Source organism: Streptomyces sp. NBC_00435 (assembly GCF_036014235.1).
GTDB lineage: Bacteria > Actinomycetota > Actinomycetes > Streptomycetales > Streptomycetaceae > Streptomyces.
In genome coordinates this window covers 672,714-691,224 of the sequence record NZ_CP107924.1, presented here as the reverse complement: position 1 = coordinate 691,224, position 18,511 = coordinate 672,714, and the positions used below count along the sequence as shown (strand labels likewise).

General features: G+C 71.7%; 14 protein-coding genes. 6 read left to right on the top strand and 8 right to left on the bottom strand.

Annotation, left to right across the window (positions count from 1 at the left end):
* Positions 1 to 16 precede the first annotated feature (16 nt).
* The 3 genes from OG389_RS03055 to OG389_RS03045 are packed head-to-tail and all read left to right on the top strand — an operon-like array spanning position 17 to position 3,851.
* Positions 17 to 697: a helix-turn-helix domain-containing protein gene (locus tag OG389_RS03055; RefSeq protein ID WP_328296890.1), complete on the top strand. Its 681-nt coding sequence runs from the start codon at positions 17 to 19 to the stop codon at positions 695 to 697.
* A complete protein-coding gene (locus tag OG389_RS03050; protein WP_328296889.1) occupies positions 694 to 1,449 on the top strand; it encodes an HAD-IA family hydrolase in 756 nt (251 codons plus the stop codon). Before OG389_RS03055 ends, OG389_RS03050 begins: the two co-directional genes overlap by 4 nt.
* Positions 1,446 to 3,851, top strand: coding sequence for a glycoside hydrolase family 65 protein (locus tag OG389_RS03045; RefSeq protein ID WP_328296888.1), 2,406 nt, complete (start codon positions 1,446 to 1,448; stop codon positions 3,849 to 3,851). Before OG389_RS03050 ends, OG389_RS03045 begins: the two co-directional genes overlap by 4 nt.
* Positions 3,852 to 3,926: 75 nt before the next feature.
* Here OG389_RS03045 and OG389_RS03040 read toward each other — a convergent pair whose 3' ends face one another.
* The 4 genes from OG389_RS03040 to OG389_RS03025 form a co-directional block, all read right to left on the bottom strand.
* On the bottom strand, positions 3,927 to 4,490 hold the full coding sequence (locus OG389_RS03040) for a hypothetical protein (protein WP_328296887.1): 564 nt from the start codon (positions 4,488 to 4,490) through the stop codon (positions 3,927 to 3,929).
* A gap of 148 nt (positions 4,491 to 4,638) precedes the next feature.
* Positions 4,639 to 5,505 carry a xanthine dehydrogenase accessory protein XdhC gene (gene xdhC, locus OG389_RS03035; RefSeq protein ID WP_328296886.1) on the bottom strand — a complete coding sequence of 289 codons (867 nt, stop codon included), beginning with the start codon at positions 5,503 to 5,505 and terminating at the stop codon, positions 4,639 to 4,641.
* Between the two features lies 1 nt (position 5,506).
* The gene (xdhB, locus tag OG389_RS03030; RefSeq protein WP_328296885.1) at positions 5,507 to 7,906 is read right to left on the bottom strand and encodes a xanthine dehydrogenase molybdopterin binding subunit; all 2,400 of its coding nucleotides are present in this window, start codon (positions 7,904 to 7,906) and stop codon (positions 5,507 to 5,509) included.
* The gene (locus tag OG389_RS03025; RefSeq protein ID WP_328296884.1) at positions 7,903 to 9,396 is read right to left on the bottom strand and encodes a xanthine dehydrogenase small subunit; all 1,494 of its coding nucleotides are present in this window, start codon (positions 9,394 to 9,396) and stop codon (positions 7,903 to 7,905) included. Before OG389_RS03025 ends, xdhB begins: the two co-directional genes overlap by 4 nt.
* A 709-nt stretch (positions 9,397 to 10,105) precedes the next feature.
* Between OG389_RS03025 and OG389_RS03020 the strand changes: the two genes are divergently transcribed.
* Positions 10,106 to 10,309, top strand: coding sequence for a cold-shock protein (locus OG389_RS03020; RefSeq protein WP_079664111.1), 204 nt, complete (start codon positions 10,106 to 10,108; stop codon positions 10,307 to 10,309).
* 1,188 nt (positions 10,310 to 11,497) lie between these two features.
* A complete protein-coding gene (locus tag OG389_RS03015; protein WP_328296883.1) occupies positions 11,498 to 12,277 on the top strand; it encodes a maleylpyruvate isomerase family mycothiol-dependent enzyme in 780 nt (259 codons plus the stop codon).
* A gap of 6 nt (positions 12,278 to 12,283) precedes the next feature.
* Here the strand turns inward: OG389_RS03015 and OG389_RS03010 are convergent, their stop codons facing one another.
* The 4 genes from OG389_RS03010 to OG389_RS02995 all read right to left on the bottom strand — a co-directional run bounded on the left by OG389_RS03010 (position 12,284) and on the right by OG389_RS02995 (position 16,936).
* Positions 12,284 to 13,762, bottom strand: coding sequence for a branched-chain amino acid ABC transporter substrate-binding protein (locus tag OG389_RS03010; RefSeq protein ID WP_328296882.1), 1,479 nt, complete (start codon positions 13,760 to 13,762; stop codon positions 12,284 to 12,286).
* A 4-nt stretch (positions 13,763 to 13,766) separates the two neighbouring features.
* Positions 13,767 to 15,767, bottom strand: a complete 2,001-nt coding sequence (locus tag OG389_RS03005) for a hypothetical protein (protein WP_328296881.1) — start codon at positions 15,765 to 15,767, stop codon at positions 13,767 to 13,769.
* Between the two features lie 22 nt (positions 15,768 to 15,789).
* Positions 15,790 to 16,059, bottom strand: coding sequence for a hypothetical protein (locus OG389_RS03000; protein WP_328296880.1), 270 nt, complete (start codon positions 16,057 to 16,059; stop codon positions 15,790 to 15,792).
* Between the two features lie 127 nt (positions 16,060 to 16,186).
* A complete protein-coding gene (locus OG389_RS02995) occupies positions 16,187 to 16,936 on the bottom strand; it encodes a restriction endonuclease (RefSeq protein WP_328296879.1) in 750 nt (249 codons plus the stop codon).
* Positions 16,937 to 17,260: 324 nt separating this feature from the next.
* On the opposite strand from OG389_RS02995, the gene OG389_RS02990 reads away from it, so the two are divergent.
* Positions 17,261 to 18,388 (top strand): glutamate--cysteine ligase 2, encoded by a 1,128-nt coding sequence (locus tag OG389_RS02990; protein WP_328296878.1) that lies wholly within the window; start codon positions 17,261 to 17,263, stop codon positions 18,386 to 18,388.
* Positions 18,389 to 18,511 lie beyond the last annotated feature (123 nt).

Genomic DNA, 18,511 nt, shown 5'->3' with positions numbered 1-18,511 from the left:
CAAGGGTGTGACGATCATGGGAGAGACAACGGCAGACGCGTCCCCGATCAAGGTTCCGGCTGCCCGTGGCGACCTCGGACGACGAGTGAGCGCCCGCCGCGAAGAGCTGGGAATCACGCGTGAGGAACTCGGGGAACGCTGCGGGGCAGCCGCGTCGTACATCGCCTACGTGGAGGAGCGGGCGGCGGCGCCCAGCATGGGCATGCTCGTGGGCCTCGCGGACGGGCTGGGGACTACCGTCGCCGAACTGACCGGGAGAACGACCGAAAGTCCCCCCGGTATGGGCACCGCGATGCGCGGTTCCGAGTCGACGGTGCTGAGCGAGGCCGAGTGCCTGCGCCTGCTCTCCACCCACGGCATCGGCCGCGTCGGGTTCTCCGGCATGGAAGGACTTGCCGTCTTCCCCGTCAACTACGTCGTCGTGGGAAACGAGATCGCGTTCCGCACGGCGGCCGACTCGCGGCTCGCCGACGCGTCCGGGACCGAGGTCGCCTTCGAGGTGGACCACATCGACGACGCGATGCGCGCGGGCTGGAGCGTCATGGCCGTCGGCGAGCTGTCCGGCGTCACGGACGGGGAGCGAGTCAGCCACCTCTCCTCCGTCGCCCGCTCCCTCCCCTGGGCCGGCGGACCCCGTACGCACTGGATGTCCGTGGCCCCCACCCGGATCACCGGCCGCCGTGTGGGATCCGGGTGAGCGCCCCGCGTGCCGTCGTCTTCGACACCGACGGGGTACTGCTCGACTCGGCACGGCTGCACGCCGCGGCCTGGAAGACCGCCTTCGACAGCTGTCTGGACGCCTGGGCCTCGTCCGGGAAGGGGCGGCAGCCACCCTTCGACGCGGACCGTGACTACCGCGAGTGGGTGGACGGCAAGCCCCGGCTGGACGGGGCGAACTCCTTCCTCCAGTCCCGTGGCATGGACCTGCCGACCGGCAGCCCCGACAGCGCACCGGGGGACGACACGGTCTGGGCGGTCGCCGCGCGCAAGGAGACGGCGTTCGTACGCACGCTGCGGTCCGGGGCCGTCGAGGCCTTCGCCGACGTCGCCCCGGCGCTCGCCCGGCTGCGGGCGCACGGCGTGTGCTGCGCCGCCGTATCGGCCTCCCGGCACGCCCGGCCGCTCCTCGGATCAGCCTCCCTCCTGACCTGCTTCGACGCCGTGGTGGACGGTACGGACGCTGCCGAACTGGGGCTGGCGGGCAAGCCGGACCCCGCCCTGTTCCTCGAGGCGGCCGCACGGCTCGGAGCGGACCCCGCCCGCTGCGCGGTGGTGGAGGACGCCCTCGCTGGGGTCGAAGCCGGCCGGCGCGGCCACTTCGGCCTCGTCATCGGCCTCGACCGGACGAAGAGCCCCGCCACCGCGCGGGCCCTGCGGGAACGCGGGGCGGGCCTGGTCGCCGCCGAACTCCTCGCCGTCGCCGACACCATCTGCGGGGCCGAACAGTGACGGCCTCGTGGACGTGGGAGTACGGGCAATACGATCCCAGGACGGAGCGCCTCGTCGAAGCCCTGTGCACGCTGGGCAACGGCAGGTTCGCCACGCGCGGCGCGGCCCCCGAGACCCCGGCGGGCCCCGTGCACTATCCCGCCACGTACGCCGCCGGCTGCTACAACCGGCTCACCTCCCAGGTGGCCGGACAGCAGGTCGAGAACGAGGACATGGTCAACCTGCCCAACTGGACGGCACTGCGGTACCGCTGCACAGCCGAGGACGGACTCCCGGGCGACTGGCTGACCCCCGACGACCCCGGGATGCTGCACCACAAGGTGGTGCTCGACCTGCGCCGGGGGACGCTCACACGGCACACGCACTTCCAGGACGACCGTGGCCGCGGCCTCGGCGTCACCCACGTCCGCATCGTGCACATGGGGGACCCCTACGTCGCAGCCCAGCGGACCACCTTCCGCGCGTACGGATGGAGCGGCCTGGTCGAAGTGGAATCAGGGCTCGACGGAGACGTGGCCAATGCGGGAGTGGAACGCTACAGGGGGCTCGACGGCCACCACCTCACGGACCACCGGACGGGCTTCGCACCGCACGGCGTCGCGTGGATCGCCTGCCGCACCACCTCCTCCCGCACCGAGATCGCCCTTGCCGTCAGGACGGTCACCCGACCTCGCGCACCCACCATGACCAGCCGCTCCGCGGCCGGGACGGCGCAGACGTTCAGACTGCCCGTGGCCGCCGGGCGATCCGCGACCGTGGTGAAGACCGCAGCCCTGTACACCTCCCTCGACAGGCCCGGCGGAGAGCTCCTGCCCCGCGCGATCGAACACGCCTCGGGGGCACCCGGGTTCCCGGCGCTGCTCGCGGCACAGCACGCGGCCTGGGAACGGCTCTGGGAGCAAGGCGAGTCGAGCGTCTCGGGCGAGACGGGCCGGATCCTTCGCCTGCACCTCTTCCACGTGCTCCAGACACTCTCCCCGCACACCGCCGAGCTGGACGTCGGCGTCCCCGCGCGGGGGCTCCACGGCGAGGCCTACCGGGGCCACGTCTTCTGGGACGAGCTCTTCGTCCTGCCCTACGTCACCCTGCACTTCCCCGAAGTCGCGCGGGCCCTGCTCATGTACCGCCACCGACGGCTGCCGGCCGCCCGCACCGCTGCCCGGCTGGCAGGGCAGAGCGGGGCGATGTTCCCCTGGCAGAGCGGAAGTTCGGGACAGGAGGAGAGCCAGGCCCTGCACCTCAATCCCCGCTCGGGGCGCTGGCTGCCCGACCACTCGCACCTGCAGCGCCACGTCGGCTCCGCGATAGCGCTGAACGTCTGCCGGTACGGGCAGGCCACCGGCGACACCGCCTTCCTGCACGGCCCGGGTGCGGAACTCCTGCTGGAGATCGCCCGCTTCTGGGCCGGCGCCGCCGCCTACGACTCGGCACGCGGGCGGTACCGCATCCGCGGCGTGCTGGGCCCGGACGAGTACCACGACGGCTATCCGCAGGCCACCGAACCCGGAATCGACGACAACGCCTACACCAACGTGATGGCCGCCTGGGTGATCCAGCAGGGACTCGAACTGCTCGCGGAGCTGCCACCCGCACGCCGGCGGGAGCTGACCGTCCGGCTCGACCTGGACCGCGGCGCGCTGGAGCACTGGGAAGAGGTGTCCCGCCGCCTGTACGTCCCGTTCCACCAGGGCGTCATCAGCCAGTTCGAGGGATACGGAGACCTGGCCGAGCTGGACTGGGCGGCCTACCGTGCCCGGTACGGCGACGTACGCCGGCTCGACCGGATCCTGGAAGCCGAAGGCGATACGGTCAACCGCTACCAGGCGTCGAAACAGGCCGACGTGATCATGCTCGGCTACCTCTTCCGGCCCGCCGAGCTGTACGGCCTCTTCGCCCGGCTCGGCTACCGGCTCGACGACACGGTGTGGCGGGCGACCGTCGCGTACTACCTGCCGCGCACCAGCCACGGATCGACGCTCAGCAGCCTCGTCCACGGCTGGGTGCTGGCCCGGCAGAAGGACCCGGACGCCTGGAAGTACTGCGAGGAGGCACTCCTCGGCGACGCCACGGACATCCAGGGCGGCACCACCGGCGAGGGGATCCACCTGGGCGCCATGGCCGGCACCCTCGACCTCGCGGAGCGCGGTGTCACGGGCCTGGAGACCGGCCCCGAAGGACTCCACGTCGATCCCGTCCCCCTGCACGGGATCGAGCCCGTCTCCTTCACGCTCTGCCACCGCGGACACCGCGGTGTCCACGTCCGGCTGCTCCCCGGCAGGTTCGGCATCACCGTCCCGCCATCCGCCCAAGGCCCTCTGGCCCTCATGCTGCCCGGGGAACAGGCCGTCGTGGTGGCGCCCGGAGACGAACACTGGTTCCGCCTCCCCTCGTGGTCGAGGTAGGACCCGACGCGGTACCGGCCGCCGCGCCAGGGCTGCTCCCCCTCCTGGGCCTCGCGGCCGAAGCCACGCGGTACCTCAGCGACGTCCGTCCGGGCGGTAGCGGCCGGGGGCGTCTCCGCCCCCGGCGGCTGCCCCTGCGGCCTTGGCCGGTGGGGCACTGGTGTGTGCGCATCCGGTGTCAGCGGTGGCCGCGGGGACGCGCATGCGGAGCAGGAGGCCCCGGGTGGTGCGCCGGGTCAGGGTGCTGCGCCAGGTGATGCCGGGGTGGCGGGAGCGCAGGTGGGACAGGGCGCGGATGTCGAGCCCGCTGGAGCGGAAGGGCTCGGTGATGTCGACGCCGGTGATGACCCCGCGGCCGCAGCCGGCGCAGGCCCGGTAGCGGACCTGGCCGACGACCTTGCGAATGTGGACGAGGAGCAGGCACTCCTCCCGGGGCCCGGCGCCGGCACCGGCGTCCTCGGCGATGCCGGGGATGTCGGGGATGTCGGCGGACAGGAACTCGATGTCCCGGTACGCGAGGATCCTGCGCCGCAGCCTTCTGACGAATCCTCCGCGGCGTCCGTGCTTCGCCGCATGTGCGGACGCGGCGGTTTCCAGGGCGGAACGGAGGAGGGCGGGACGCGCATGGAGTCCGGACATACCTCTTCGACTGCCCCCGTGCCAGCGACTGACACCCTTCCAGGAGGCGGGGATCGGCCGCGCGGTACGGCTCGCCCGCCGCGGAAGCCGGAAGCGGGCCGAGCGGCTCCCGCAGGCTCCGGCCGAGGGCCTCGCCGCGCCGCGCGACCTACGCAGTGCTGACGAGCGGAGCGTACGCAACCGCGGCACCGGCGGTCGCCACCGCCGGCAGGCTGTCGCGTTCGAAGGTCCGGAGCAGGTCCGCCGCGACGCTCAGGGCGATCGTGGCGGGCTCCTTGCCGCTGATCCCGGTCATTCCGATCGGTGTCTTGACCTGGTCGATGGCCGCGGCCTCGTGCCCGCCCTCGGTGGCGAGCCGCTGGCGGAACCGGGCCCATTTGGCGGACGAACCGATCAGCCCGATCGAGCCGAGACCCTCCGTACGCAGGGCGGCGTCGCACAGCGCGGCGTCCTCGGCGTGATCGTGGGTCATGATCAGGACGTGGGTGCCGGGCGGCAGCTCCGCCAGGACCGCCTCGGGAAGCAGCGGGGTGTGGTGGACGTGGACCTGCGCCACCGCATCCGAGAGCACGCCGAGCCGTTCACCGGAGAGCATGTCGGGGCGGGTGTCGACGAGGTGCAGGTCGAGGTCGTGGCGGGCCAGGATGCGCGCCAGTTCCAGTCCGACGTGCCCGACGCCGAAGACGGCCACCGCCTGCACCACCGGCAGCGGTTCGAGCAGCACGGTGACGGCTCCGCCGCAGCACTGCACGCCGTGCCGGCCGGTGACCTTGTCGTTCAGGGCGAACTCCATCAGCTCCGGCTCCGGATCGACCGCGCCGGTCAGCTCGCGCGCCCGGTCGATGGCGACGGCCTCGATGTTGCCGCCGCCGATCGAACCCCAGGTCTCGGTCCGTCCCACGACGAGTTTGGCACCGGCCCGGCGAGGCGCGTGGCCGCGCACGGTCGCGACGGTCACGAGTACGCCGGGTTCCCGGCGTGCCCGCAACCGCGCGACCGCGGCGACCCAGCTCATGTCAGGCATTGCTCAAGGCGCTTGCGTCGGCGGGGACCCCGCTGCCGTCGGGCGCCCGCCCGTCGTTCCGCGCGCCGCCCCCGCGGACTGCCTCGATAGCCCAGTACACCGCCTCGGGTGTGGCCGGCGAGGCCAGTTCCACGCTGATCCCGGCGGGCCCGAACGCCGCGGCCGCCTGCCGCAGGGCCTCCCGCACCGAGAAGGCCAGCATCAGCGGGGGCTCACCGACCGCCTTGGACCCGTAGACCGCGCCCTCCTCGGTGGCGTTCTCCAGCAGCTTGACGTTGAACTCCTCGGGCATCTCGGAGAAGCTCGGCAGCTTGTACGTGCTGGCCGCCTGGGTCAGCAGGCGGCCGCGGTTCGGCCCGTCACCGGCGTCCCAGCGCATGTCCTCGAGCGTCAGCCAGCCCGCGCCCTGCACGAAACCACCCTCGACCTGACCGATGTCGATCATCGGGGAGAGGCTGTCGCCGACATCGTGGACGATGTCCACCCGCCGGATGCGGTACGCGCCGGTGAAGCCGTCCACCTCCACCTCGGTCGCGGCGGCACCGTAGGAGAAGTACTTGAACGGCGAGCCGTGGAAAGCCTTCGCGTCCCAGTGCAGGCCCTCGGTCCGGTAGAAACCGGCCGCCGACAGCTGGACGCGCTGGAAGTACGCGGTGCGCACCAGGTCGTCCCAGGCCAGCTCCTTGTCGTTGCCGAGCGCGCGCGCCACGCCCTCGACGATCCGCACGTCCGAGGCGTTCGTACCCAGCTGGGTCGCGGCCACCTGGAGCAGCCGCTCGCGGATCTGCTCGCAGGCGTTCTTGACCGCCGCGCCGTTGAGGTCCGCCCCGGCACTGGCGGCGGTCGCGGAGGTGTTGGGCACCTTGTCGGTACGCGTCGGGGCCAGCCGTACCTTGTGCAGCGGAATGCCGAGCGTGGTCGCGGCCACCTGCAGCATCTTGGTGTGCAGGCCCTGCCCCATCTCGGTGCCGCCGTGGTTGATCAGGACGGAGCCGTCCTTGTAGACCAGCACCAGCGCGCCGGCCTGGTTGAAGGCGGTGAGGTTGAAGGAGATCCCGAACTTGATGCCGGTGATCGCGAGCGCCCGCTTGGTGTTCGGGTGCGAGGCGTTGAAGGCCGCGATCTCGCGCCCCCGCTCGACGACGGCGGCGTCCTCCCGGACCTGCTGCCAGACGACGGAGATCCGTTCGGGGTGGGGGACCGGCTGCCCGTACGGGGTGGACTGGCCCTGCCGGTAGAAGTTGCGTTCGCGCAGCTCCATCGGATCCAGGCCGAGCAGCGGCGCGCACCGGCCCATGATGTCCTCGATCACCAGCATGCCCTGCGGTCCGCCGAACCCGCGGAAGGCGGTGTTGGAGACCTTGTTGGTCCTGGCGATGCGGCCGGCGATGCGCGCGTTGGGGATCCAGTAGGTGTTGTCGATGTGGCACAGGGCGCGGGCCACCACGGGCTCGGACAGGTCCAGGCTCCAGCCGCCGTCGGCGGTCAAGGTGGCGTCGAGGGCCTGGATGCGGCCCTCGTGGTCGAAGCCGATCTTCCACGAGGCGTGGAACCCGTGGCGCTTGCCGGACATGGTCAGGTCCTGGGTCCGGTTGAGCCGAACCCGGACCGGACGGCCGGTGAGCATGGCGCCGAGCGCGGCGACGGCCGCGAACCCGTGCGGCTGCATCTCCTTGCCGCCGAAACCGCCGCCCATCCGCAGGCACTGCACGGTCACCTCGTGGCTGTGCAGGCCGAGAACGTGCGCGACGATCTCCTGCGTCTCCGAGGGGTGCTGGGTGCTGCTCTGGACGAACATCTGCCCGTTCTCGTCGACGAGGGCGAGCGCCGCGTGCGTCTCGAGATAGAAGTGCTCCTGATCGGAGAACTGGAACTCACCGGTGAATACGTGCGCCGAGTCACCGAAACCGGCGTCGACGTCGCCGGCCAGCATCAGGGGCCGGGCGCCGTGGAAGCTCCCGGCCGCGATCGCCTCGCGCAGCGTGATCACGGAGGGCTCTTCGTCGAGGTCCACCTCGACGGCCGCCGCACCGAGCCGGGCCGCCTCCAGGGTTTCGGCCAGCACCCAGGCGACCGCGTGGCCGTGGAACATGACCGCGTCGGGGAACAGCGGTTCGTCGTGCTTCATCCCGGCGTCGTTGACGCCGGGCACGTCGGCGCCCGTCAGTACGCGGACCACACCGGGTACGCGGAGCGCGGGCCCGGTGCGCAGTGCCGTGATCCTGCCGTGGGCCTTCATGACCTGGACGGGGTAGGCGTGCAGCACGTCCTTGGTGCGGTGGACCAGGTCGTCGGTGTAGAGCGCCGCGCCGGTGACGTGAAGGCTGGCACTCTCGTGCGGCATCGACACCCCGACGACGGGCTTTTCGGGACGCTCGGACAACTGGCTCATGACGACACCGCCTCGGTGGTTTGCGCGTACAGCTTGAGCAGGCTCTGGCCGAGCATCGCGGAGCGGTAGCCGGCGCTGGCGCGGTGATCGTCCATCGGCGTGCCCTCGGCCCGCAGGATCCGGGCCGCGGCCTCGACGGTCCGCGCCGTCCAGGCCTCGCCCTCCAGGGCCGCCTCGGTGGACAGGGCACGGACCGGGGTGGCGGCCACGCCGCCCAGACCGATCCGCGCCTTGCGGACGATCCCGTCCTCGATGTCGAGCGCGAAGGCGACCGCCACGCTGGAGATGTCGTCGAAACGACGCTTGGCGATCTTGTGGAAGGCCGTTACCGGCGACAGCGGCAGCGGGATGCGCACCGCGCGGATCAGCTCGCCGGGACGGCGCACGCTCTGCCGGTAGCCGGTGAAGTAGTCGGCCAGGGGGACCTCGCGCTCACCGTCGGCGTCTGCCAGCAGCAGGGAGGCCTCCAGCGCGAGCAGCACCGGCGGACTGTCGCCGATGGGGGAGCCGGTACCCAGGTTGCCGCCGAGGGTCGCACTGTTGCGGATGAGCCGCGACGCGAACTGCGGAAACAGCTCCGCCAGGAGCGGGACGCTGCCGTCCAGGCGGCGTTCGATCTCGGTGAGCGTCTGCGCCGCACCGATCTCGATGAGGCCGGATTCGATGCGCAGTTCCCGGAGTTCAGGGAGCCGGTCAACCGCGACCACGCAATGTGCCCGCCGGGAACGGATGTTCACTTCCACGCCCCAGTCGGTGCTTCCGGCGACCACGGCGGCCTCGGGCCGCTCGCGCAGCAGTCGTACCGCTTCGGCCAGGGTGCCCGGCCGCAGGAACGCGGCGCCGTCCTGGGCGTACTCGGTGGCGGCGGCCTCGGGCGGGGCCTGCTTGCGGCGCAGCGCCAGTACGTCGTCCTCGGCGGGCGTGCCGACGGCGAACGCGGCGTCACGGATCGGGCGGTAGCCGGTGCAGCGGCACAGGTTTCCGCTCAGCGCGTGCAGGTCGAATCCGTTCGGACCGTGCTCGGAGTCGGAGTCGGAGCCGGAGTGGGTCTGGGAATCGGTGCCGGTGCCGCCGGCCGGGTGGGCGCAGCGGTCGGGCCGGTAGTACTCGGAGGCCATGCTGCAGATGAACCCCGGTGTGCAGTAACCGCACTGGGAGCCGCCGCGGACGGCCATCTCCTCCTGTACGGGGTGCAGCACGGTGGGCGAGCCGCCTTCGCCGACGGTGGCGAGACCCTCGGAGGTGACGACCTCCTGGCCGTCGAGGGCCGCGACCGGAACCAGGCAGGCGTTGACCGCCACCCAGTCGGTGGGCTTGTTCACCCCGGGCCGGGCCACGAGGACCGAGCACGCGCCGCATTCACCCTCGGCGCAGCCCTCCTTGGTGCCGGTGAGGCCGCGGTCGCGCAGGAAATCCAGCACCGTGGTGTGGGCTGCGGCCGGTGCGATCGGTGTTTCTTTCCCGTTGACCGTGATCCGGGCCGCTACCACGGCAGGCCCCCGTTTCGGGGCGCGGTCGATCGGACTGTCCTAGTCGCCATGTGCAGGAGCTTTCTCTTCCAGTCGTCGCAGCTCAATAACTCGGAGCGCGACAAAACGGCACGCAGCGAGGTGCCATAAGTGATGACGGAGGTGGTGGAGGAGGTGGAGAGGTTTCCGGGGCCACGATCGGGCACGCCGGGAAGGGGCTGCTTCAGCAGCCGTGTGCGACACGACCCGGAGCCCAGGCGATCTGGTGAGCGAGGCGAAGCGTTCCGGAGATGGTGGACATCCGACGTCGCCTCCTTCCAGTAGCTCATGGGTCGGTGCGTTGAAGCTACGTTGCCGCAGGTTCGCCGGTCAAGCCGGTGCGTGGGTGGATTCCACGAAGGCCGGCCACTTCGGGCGGCGGGCTCTCGTACGTGAATCCAGTCGTGCGCACGACGGGTCGAGTCCTGGCGCAGAGCCCCTTTCGGGCGGCTGCGCCGGCCTCGTCCTCCGGGAGCGGGCCGCGGCTCGTCCTTCCCCGCACAGTGTTCTTGTGGTGCGAGGAGCACGGTCCGTGTAGCGTCAGCGGCAGCTGTCATGGTTCCGAAGTACCGGTCGCCCGTGAGTGCAACTTTCACGGGCGATTTTGCTGTTCCAGCGTCTCTGAGGACCAGGGCGATCACCTCCGGATCCCGCATGGTGCGGGACCGGTTTCTAGTCCCTTGGAGGACACATGGCCACCGGAACCGTGAAGTGGTTCAACTCGGAAAAGGGCTTCGGCTTCATCGAGCAGGACGGTGGAGGCCCGGACGTCTTCGCCCACTACTCGAACATCGCCGCCCAGGGCTTCCGTGAGCTCCAGGAAGGCCAGAAGGTGAACTTCGACGTCACCCAGGGCCAGAAGGGCCCCCAGGCGGAGAACATCACCCCCGCCTAAGCCTTCCCGCCTCATAGCGGACGCCGGGGTATCAGCGGCGTCCCTGTACGAAAGCCCGGCCAGCCTCGTTTGCTGGCCGGGCTCTTGTATTTCACCAGCCGTTGATCCGGACCGGAGCACGCATCACGCAGAACCGCAGCTTGGGCCCCGACGGTGAGTTCGAGGGGGCGATGACGCCGTTCAGTGTCCGCCGGTGGAGTGAACGCTTCGACGAGAGGCTCCGCCGCGACCTGGAGTCCGGGGCCTGGGACGAACGCTTCGGGCACCTGCGCACGCAGAGGCCTGACCCGAGGCGACGCCACCCGCCCGAAAATCGGTGGAGCGGTGCCCCCGTGGGCCGTTAGCGTGCTCCCGCCCGCAGTCACCCCGTCAAGGACGTGCCGTTGTACACCAAGTGAGATCTCCCGAGCGCTGATCCGTCGCGCGTCGCACCTGTGCGCCGCGCTCCTTTTCGCTGCGGTCTTCTCACTGGAACCGGTGTATCCCCATGTCTGAAAACTGGCTCATTGTCCTGGAACGGCTGTACGCGCGTTCCGCGCGGCCCGAGCTCCTGAACCTGCCGCACGACTACGACCCGGTCCTGGTGGCCGAGTTGCTCCGGGCCCCGGCGCCACGGCGCCGCGGTGTGCGCGGCTCGGGCCGGACCGCGCGGCCGGCCTGGCAGTCGCCGTACGGTCCGCCGCCCCACCGGGCGCACCGCGGCCGGTGGGCGCCGGTGCCGGTACTCGTGAGGCCTCGGCCCGCTCTGCGGCGCGGATTCGTGTGCGGCCGGTGCGAATGACTGACCTCACCTTCGCGCCCGCGCGCCGATGAGTCCGATTTCCAGTCGCGAGGCGTGATGTTCCCCGAGCTGCCTCAGTAGCCGAGGGCGTGTGGGGCCGGGGGATCGCCCCGGCCCCACTGAACGTCACACCGGAGCGCCGTGCTCCTTCAGTGGTCGATCCCCCAGGAAATACGGGACACGGGACTCCGGATCTGGTCGGCAGTCCATGGCGCCCGGCAGGCGATCGGTCGGCCCCGAAGAGCGACCTGCGCGTCGAGGCGCCGCGGGCCGGAAGTTGACATCCGCGACACCCGAGAACTAGCTTCGGATTGCTTGAAGGTATGAACTATCTACATCCTTAAGTATTACCCGTTCTCTCGGTGTCCTGGCCGTCTGGGCGGCACCATCGGAAGAAGGGCCCGGACATGAACCCCGCCGAGCACGGAGCGGCCGTCGCGGCCGAGGCCGCCGTATTCGTCGCCACGGTCACGGCGGTCGACCTGGCCACCCCCGTGCCGACCTGCCCCGACTGGACCCTCGGGGACCTGACGCGGCACGTCGGCAGTGTGCACCGCTGGTTCACCGAGCTGCTCCGCCGGCGCATCCAGCAACCGCCGGCCAGTCGTGCGGTGGACCTGCGCCTGCCGGAGCACCCGGACGGCCTGCCCGACTGGCTGGCCGTGAGCGCGGGGGAGGCGGCCGAGGTGTTCGCCGCCACCGACCTGGACGCCCCGATGTGGGCCTGGGGAGCCGACCAGCACGCCCGGTTCTGGGTCCGGCGCATGCTCTTCGAGACCCTCGTCCACCGGGTCGACGCCCAGCTCGCACTCGGGCTCGTACCGCACGTCGAACGCGCACTGGCGGTCGACGGCATCGACGAGTTCCTGACGAACCTGCCGTTCGCCTCCTCCTTCGCTCCGCTGACCGCCCAGCTGCGTGCCCCCGGCCGGACCATTCGCTTCAGCTGCACGGACGGCGACAGCGACAGCGACAGCGACAGCGACTGGCTGGTCGGCCTGCGCGCCGACGGCTTCGCACTTGTGGCCGACCCCGCAGGGACTCACGCCGCGGACGCCGCGGTCAGCGGAACGGCCGCCGACCTGCTGCTGCTCCTCTACGGCCGCCTGGACCACCGGAGCGAGTCCTTCCAGCGGCTCGGCGACCAGGCCCTGCTCGGACACTGGTTCGCCAACTCGGCCTTCTGAGCCGCGTCATTGTCCCTGCGGGGGTTTGCCTTCCGCGGCGGACACCTCGACGAACTCCACCTGGCCCTTGGCGTTGAGGCGCAGGATCGGCACGGCCTTGTTGCGCGGATTGCCGTTGTTCTGGAAGGAGATGAACCCGCTGGCCCCGGCCACCTGCTGGGTGCCGTCCATCTGGTGGAACATCCGGGCCACCGCGTCACCGACGACCTGACCCTGCCAGCGGGCGGCCATCTGGATGCCGTGGGCCGCGGCGAGTACCGCGTCGTGGCCCATCAGAGCCCCGCCGTCCTCACGGGAGTCGTGCGGGAACCACTGGTCCAGCAGCCCGCCCGGCTGGAAGTTCTTCGCGGAGGGCGCTGACACCGCTTGTGGCGCGGAGCGGTACATGTCGGGGTGGGCGAGGCCGGTGTAGAGCACCTCGATACCCGTCCCGGCGGCGCGGGCGAGCTCCTCCGCGCTCAGGTTGGTCGTGTCGTCCCCGGTGAACACGGTGAACCGCTGGTCGGTGCAGCTGCGGTTGGCGAGGGAGTCGAGGAAATGCGTGAGGTGCAGACCGCGGCCGGCGAAGTAGACGACTTGAGGGCGCTGCTGGCACAACTGGCCGGACATGTAGTGCAGTTCGTTCTGCCAGGCACTGCTCACGGAGGAGTCGTACGTCATGCTCTCGGCGACGAGCCGGTGCTTGTCGCCCTCCTGGAACGCCTTGGTGAAGGCGGTGCCGAGGGTGGCGGCGTACAGGTCTCCCGCCGCCACGTCCTGGATGACGACGGCGGTGCTGACACCGCGCCGTTTGAGATACCCGGCGCCCGCGTACGCCTCGTCCTCGTTGGTGGGGGCGATCCGGACGAAGCCGTTGATGCCCTGGATGTCCGTGGCGGTCAGCGTGGCACCGACCATGGCGATCCCGTTCTCGGAGAGGCGCTTGATGGCCGCGAGGTTCTCGTCGGTGCTGGGGCCGAGACCGGCCACCGCGACGAGCCGGTCCGGGGAGTCCTTGCGGGCGATCAGTTCGTCGACGGTGTGCTTCCACTGCGTGGACCTGCTGCCCGGGTTCGCCATCAGCAGACGGATCTTGGGGGTGCCGGCGAGGTCGCCCTGGTTGTGCCGGTACTGGGCGAGGTAGGCGCCCTGGAGTTCGTGCCGGACGCCCTCGGCGGAGTTGCTGTCCTCGGAGCTGCTGGTGAACGAGGTGAAGTAGGCGACGCTGACGTACGGTTCCTTGTCCGCGTTGGCGAGGACCCGGCGGTTCTCCTCCTCGATCTTCCCGCTGACGGCGTCGAGGTGCGGGGCGAAGACGTAGGAGCCGTCGCTCACTCCGACGCACTCGTCGTCCGACCCCTGTTCGACGACCCCGTCGGCGCACCGGGCCTGGCGTTCCTGCAGCCAGCCCACACCCAGCCAGAGCGCGGCGACCAGGGCGACGGCCGCCGCGGTGGCGAGCGCGACACGGCGTACGACGTGCAGGGGCCATTCGAGTCTGGGCATGCGCTCAGCCCTCCCAGCCGACGGTCTGGGGATCGTGCCAATGACGGTACCGTTCAGCCTCGTTGAACAGGACCACGATGTCGTTCCTCCGCAGTTGGGACAGCTGGGTGTAGCCGTCGGCGATCAGGTCGCCCAGGCGCATGGCGGGGTCCGCGAGCGGATCGCTCCACACCCAGCGGGTGGTCACCAGGGTGTGGATCACCGTCTCGGTGTCCATCACGCGCCCGGGCCGGCGCGGGGCTAGCCCGGCGAGCAGCTCCAGCGGTCCGCTGTCGGTGGGGAGACGGTTCGGGGCGGCGGTGATCGCGTCGAACTCGGAGATCCACTGGGCGGCCGGTACGGCGGCGAAGCGCCGGGTCAGGTGGGCGGTGACCTCCTCGGTCCGTCCGAGGGCGAGCTGGTGGTACATCTCCTGCACCGGCTTGCCCTCCTCGCGGTAGTACTCCGCGAGGAGTTCGTGCGCGGCGTCCCAGCCGTCGGGGCGCGCGGCCAGCCGCCACAGGAGCAGCCGGCGCAGCCACGGGTGGAGTACGGGGACGACGGCGACGGGCCCGGTCAGCAGCCAGCGGGCCCGGACGTCCCCGAACAGGGAGTCGTCGGAGCTGAGCAGCCGCGTGGCGACGGAGAAGTCCCGGGCGGCGGCGCACTCGGCGAGCGCCGCGCGCCGGGTCCCGTCGAAGTCGCGCAGGAGATGGCCGAGGGCGGTGTCGGCGAGGGTGGCGGAGTCCTCCCCGGTGCGCAGCGGCCGGTCGGGCAGGGTGCGCAGCCAGCGGTCCTGCAGGGATCCCGGATCCGGGGGCGGCCCGGCCTGGCGCAGTACGTCGAGCACCTGGTGGACTCCGCGCGGCAGCCCTCCGGTGAGCCGGTGCACGAAGGGGGTGAGGCGGGTCAGCGGGGCCAGGTCGCTGTTCCCGCCGAGCTGCAGCTCTATCCGGATCCGTACCTCGTCCAGGTTGAGGTCGCGCAGGCGTAACGGGTACCACCAGCTGTCCTCGCTGTCGCGGGGCGGCCGGTGGGCGTTCCAATCGGCAAGGGAGGCCCGGTCAGGTCCGCGCAGCTGCCAGGGCCAGGAGTCCCCGGTGGCCGGACCCCAGCGGGGCAGCCAGCGGTTGGAGCTGGCGACGACGGTCAGCGGGTCGCTGGCGTGGCCGGCCACGACCGTCTGGTCGTGCCGGGAGCGCAACAGCAGGTCGAGGAAGCGGCGGCCGTAGTCGGTGTGGGAGTTGTCCAGGAGCAGCAGGTAGGAGCGGGGCATGAAGCTGCGCGCGGTGTTGCGTCTGAGGTCCTCCAGGAAAGCCGAGAAGAGGACGAGGTCGAGCCGTTCCTGTTCGTTCTCGTCGCCTTCGTGACGCCAGAGGTTCAGCTCCACGAGCGCCTCCATGGGATCCGCGTTGCGGATCATGGGGTGGCGTCCGTACCAGTGGGCCCCGGCCGTGAGCCGGCCGCCCAGTATGCCGCCGAGCACACCGGGCATGGTGCGGCGGCCGCGCCGCAGGGCGTCCTGGAAGAGGGCCAGGGCGGCGGTGGATGCGCCTTCGGGCATGCCGACCGCGCCCATGCCCACCTCGAAGAATGCGGCCAGGTAGTCGCCGTGCCGGGCCTCGTTCTCCTCCTGGAACCGGTCGAGCTGCTGCTGCACGGCGCGCCGTCCCTCGGCGAGGCTGCGCATGCGCAGCTCCTGGTCGGAGGCGAGCAGGCCGAGACTCAGCAGCGGGAAACGGGAGCGGGCGTAACGGGGCAGCTTGCGCTCCAGCTGGCGGGCCAGGAGGCCGAGGGCGTAGCGCGGCAGCAGGGACTGGGCCCCGCCGAAGTTGACGAAGGCGAACGGGTAGTCGGGCCCGAAGCGCTCCATGAGCGCGCTGTGGGCCTCGCTGGCTCCGCTGCCGGCCGGGCCCAGGAGCACGGTCACGGGCCGCTCGGCCGCCGGGTTCTCCTTCAGGCAGGAGTCGACCAGCGACAGGATGCCGCTGCGGCCCCGCAGGCCCATGCCCGTACCCGGCTCCATCACGTGCGATCCCCCCCCAGGACTACGCTTCGAGGAGTAGAGCCTGCCATCCGGAGCCGGAGTCAGACAGGGGTTTCCGCACCTTGATTTGGCGGAGCGCCTTGCGGGACACCGCGTTGCCCAGCAGTTGGGCCGAGGCCCTAGCGCCGAGTGCCTCGGGTACGAGGACGGTGAGCAGGATCCGCAGCGGGCCCGCTCCCATGGAGCGTGCCGCCTCGATCACACCGGGTTCGACGGTGAGCAGATCGGACTCCACGATGCGGGCGACCCCGAACGTCGCGACGACCGTCATCGGGAAGGACCCGCAGGTGCTGCTTCCTCGTGCTCCGACTCCCTTTTCGGGAGACTGCGGTGGCGATCCGGGCGGCTGGCGGCGGCCCGCGCACGCGGCACGAAGGTCGTGAACGTTCACGTGGGCGTCAAGGAGCCGGGGGCAGGCGGCTGGCCGTTTCCCAGGGCGGGGGCGAGGTCGAATCGGTCCAGGCGGCCAGGGCTTCGCCGTCGACGCAGATGATGCCGCGGCCGGCGGCGTACTCGAGGGCGGGGGCGGTGCAGGAGCTCGTGGTGACGAGGATCGCCACGTCGGCGTGGTGGACGGCGAAGCAGGTGCCGCCGAATCGCTGCAGGTCCTGCGAGCCGACGCGGTTGGTGTCGGCGTAGTGCTTGCACTGGACGACGACTCGGAGTCCGTCCGGGGTCGTGGCGATCACGTCGGCGCCCAAGTCGCCCGCACCGCCGACCACTTCGACGGGCGTGCAGCCGTCGCGGGCGCACAGCGCGGCTATCGTGTGCTCGAAGCCGTCGGCGTCGACCGCGGCGTGGTCCAGCGCACCGGCGTCGACGTCCGGTACCTCCCGTACGGCGGGCGCGTCCACCATCGCGGTCACCTCGCGCGGGTACGGTGCCGGGGCGCCGGCCGGGCGGGCGGTGGAGCGGTGCCGGACGGGAGACACGCTCCACCAGGCCAGCGCCACCCCGACCACGAGGACCACGGCCGTGAGGACGGGCACGACCGGCACCCCCGCCCCGGCCGCGCCGGTGGCCTTGAGGAAGACGGCCGGGCCGCCCACGCAGATTCCGACGAGCCCCACGGCCAGCACCACATCGCGCCCGGACGACGCGGATTCGCGCCCGGCCGTCGTCCTGCTTCCTTCCCCCGGCAACGTCATGCGGGAGCCCTCCCTCGATCGGTTCGGACACGCGGCGGGCCCGGAGCCCTGGCGGCCCGGAGCCCTGGCAGGCCCGGACCCTGACGGGTCCGGACGCACCGCGGTCCCGGACCGTCAGGGGTCCGGGACCGCGGCGGACGCCGGTGGTGCCGGGTCGGTGGTGGGGTTCCCCGCACCCGCCGACGGCCCGCCTGCCCCGCACCCGGCGCTTCAACCCCCGCGGGCCGCCGTCCGTCCGCCGACCGCCCTGCCCGGCGCCCGCATGGTCGGGGTCGGGCAGGGCAGGTGCGGGGCGACGCGAACGGCGGAGCGATGGGCGGCGGCATGCGAAGCGTAGGAGTGGAAGAAGAGCTGTTGCTGGTGGACGCCCGCAGCGGTGAGCCGCTGGCCCTGTCGGGGGCCGTGCTGGCGGCCGCGGACCGGTCCGCCGGACAGCGGCCGGGGGGCGGCGAGCCGCAGGGGCACACCTTCGAGAAGGAACTGCAGAAGGAGCAGCTGGAGTTCGCCACGAGACCGGTCACGGAGATGGGCCAGCTGCTCGAGGAGATCATCCGCCAGCGGGCGGAGGCCGCCCGGCACGCCGAGTCGGCGGGGGCGCTGGTCGCGGCCCTCGGCACCTCCCCGCTGCCGGTCCGGCCCTCCTTGAACACGGGCAAGCGGTACGAGTGGGTCGGCGAACAGTTCGGCCTGACCGCGCAGGAACAGCTGACCTGCGGCTGCCACGTCCACGTGTCCGTGGAGTCGGACGAGGAGGGCGTCGCCGTCCTGGACCGGATCCGTCCGTGGCTGCCCGTACTGACCGCGATGAGCGCGAACTCGCCGTTCTGGCAGGGCGAGGACAGCGGGTACGGCAGCTACCGCAGTCGGGTGTGGAACCGGCTGCCGTCGGCCGGGCCCACGGACCTCTTCGGGTCCGCCGACCGGTACCACGAGCAGGTGCGGGCCATGCTCGAGACCGGCGTGCTGCGCGACAAGGGGATGGTGTACTTCGACGCCCGGCTGTCCGCCACCTATCCGACGGTGGAGGTCAGGGTCGCGGACGTCTGCCTCGAGGTGTCGACCCCGGTCCTCCTGGCGGCCCTGGTGCGCGGCCTGGTCGAGACAGCCGCCCGTGCGTGGCGGGACGGGCAGCCGCCGGCCAGGATCGGTACGGGCCTGTTGCGGCTGGCGGCCTGGCGCGCCGGCCGCTCGGGGCTGGACGGCCCGCTCGTCAATCCCGTGACGATGCGCGAGACGTCGCCGGCGAGGGCCGTCGAGGCGCTCCACGCCCACGTCCGCGAAGCCCTGGCCGACCAGGGCGACGACGAACTCGTGCGTGAGGGCATCGCCCGTCTGCTGGAGCACGGCAACGGTGCGCGCGTCCAGCGCGGACTGCTGCGTACGCAAGGCACGCTCGGCGCCGTGGCCACCCGCTGCGCGGAGATCACCGCCGCCGCACGGGCCGCGGACTGAGGCGGGGTGTCGGTGCCGGCCTTCGAACAATCTTGGTACTGCCCCGTTTGAACGGTCAGATCCCGGCCACAAGCGGGACAGGGAGCCCGCGGCGGTGAGCGGCGCGGGGTCCCGAGCGGGCCC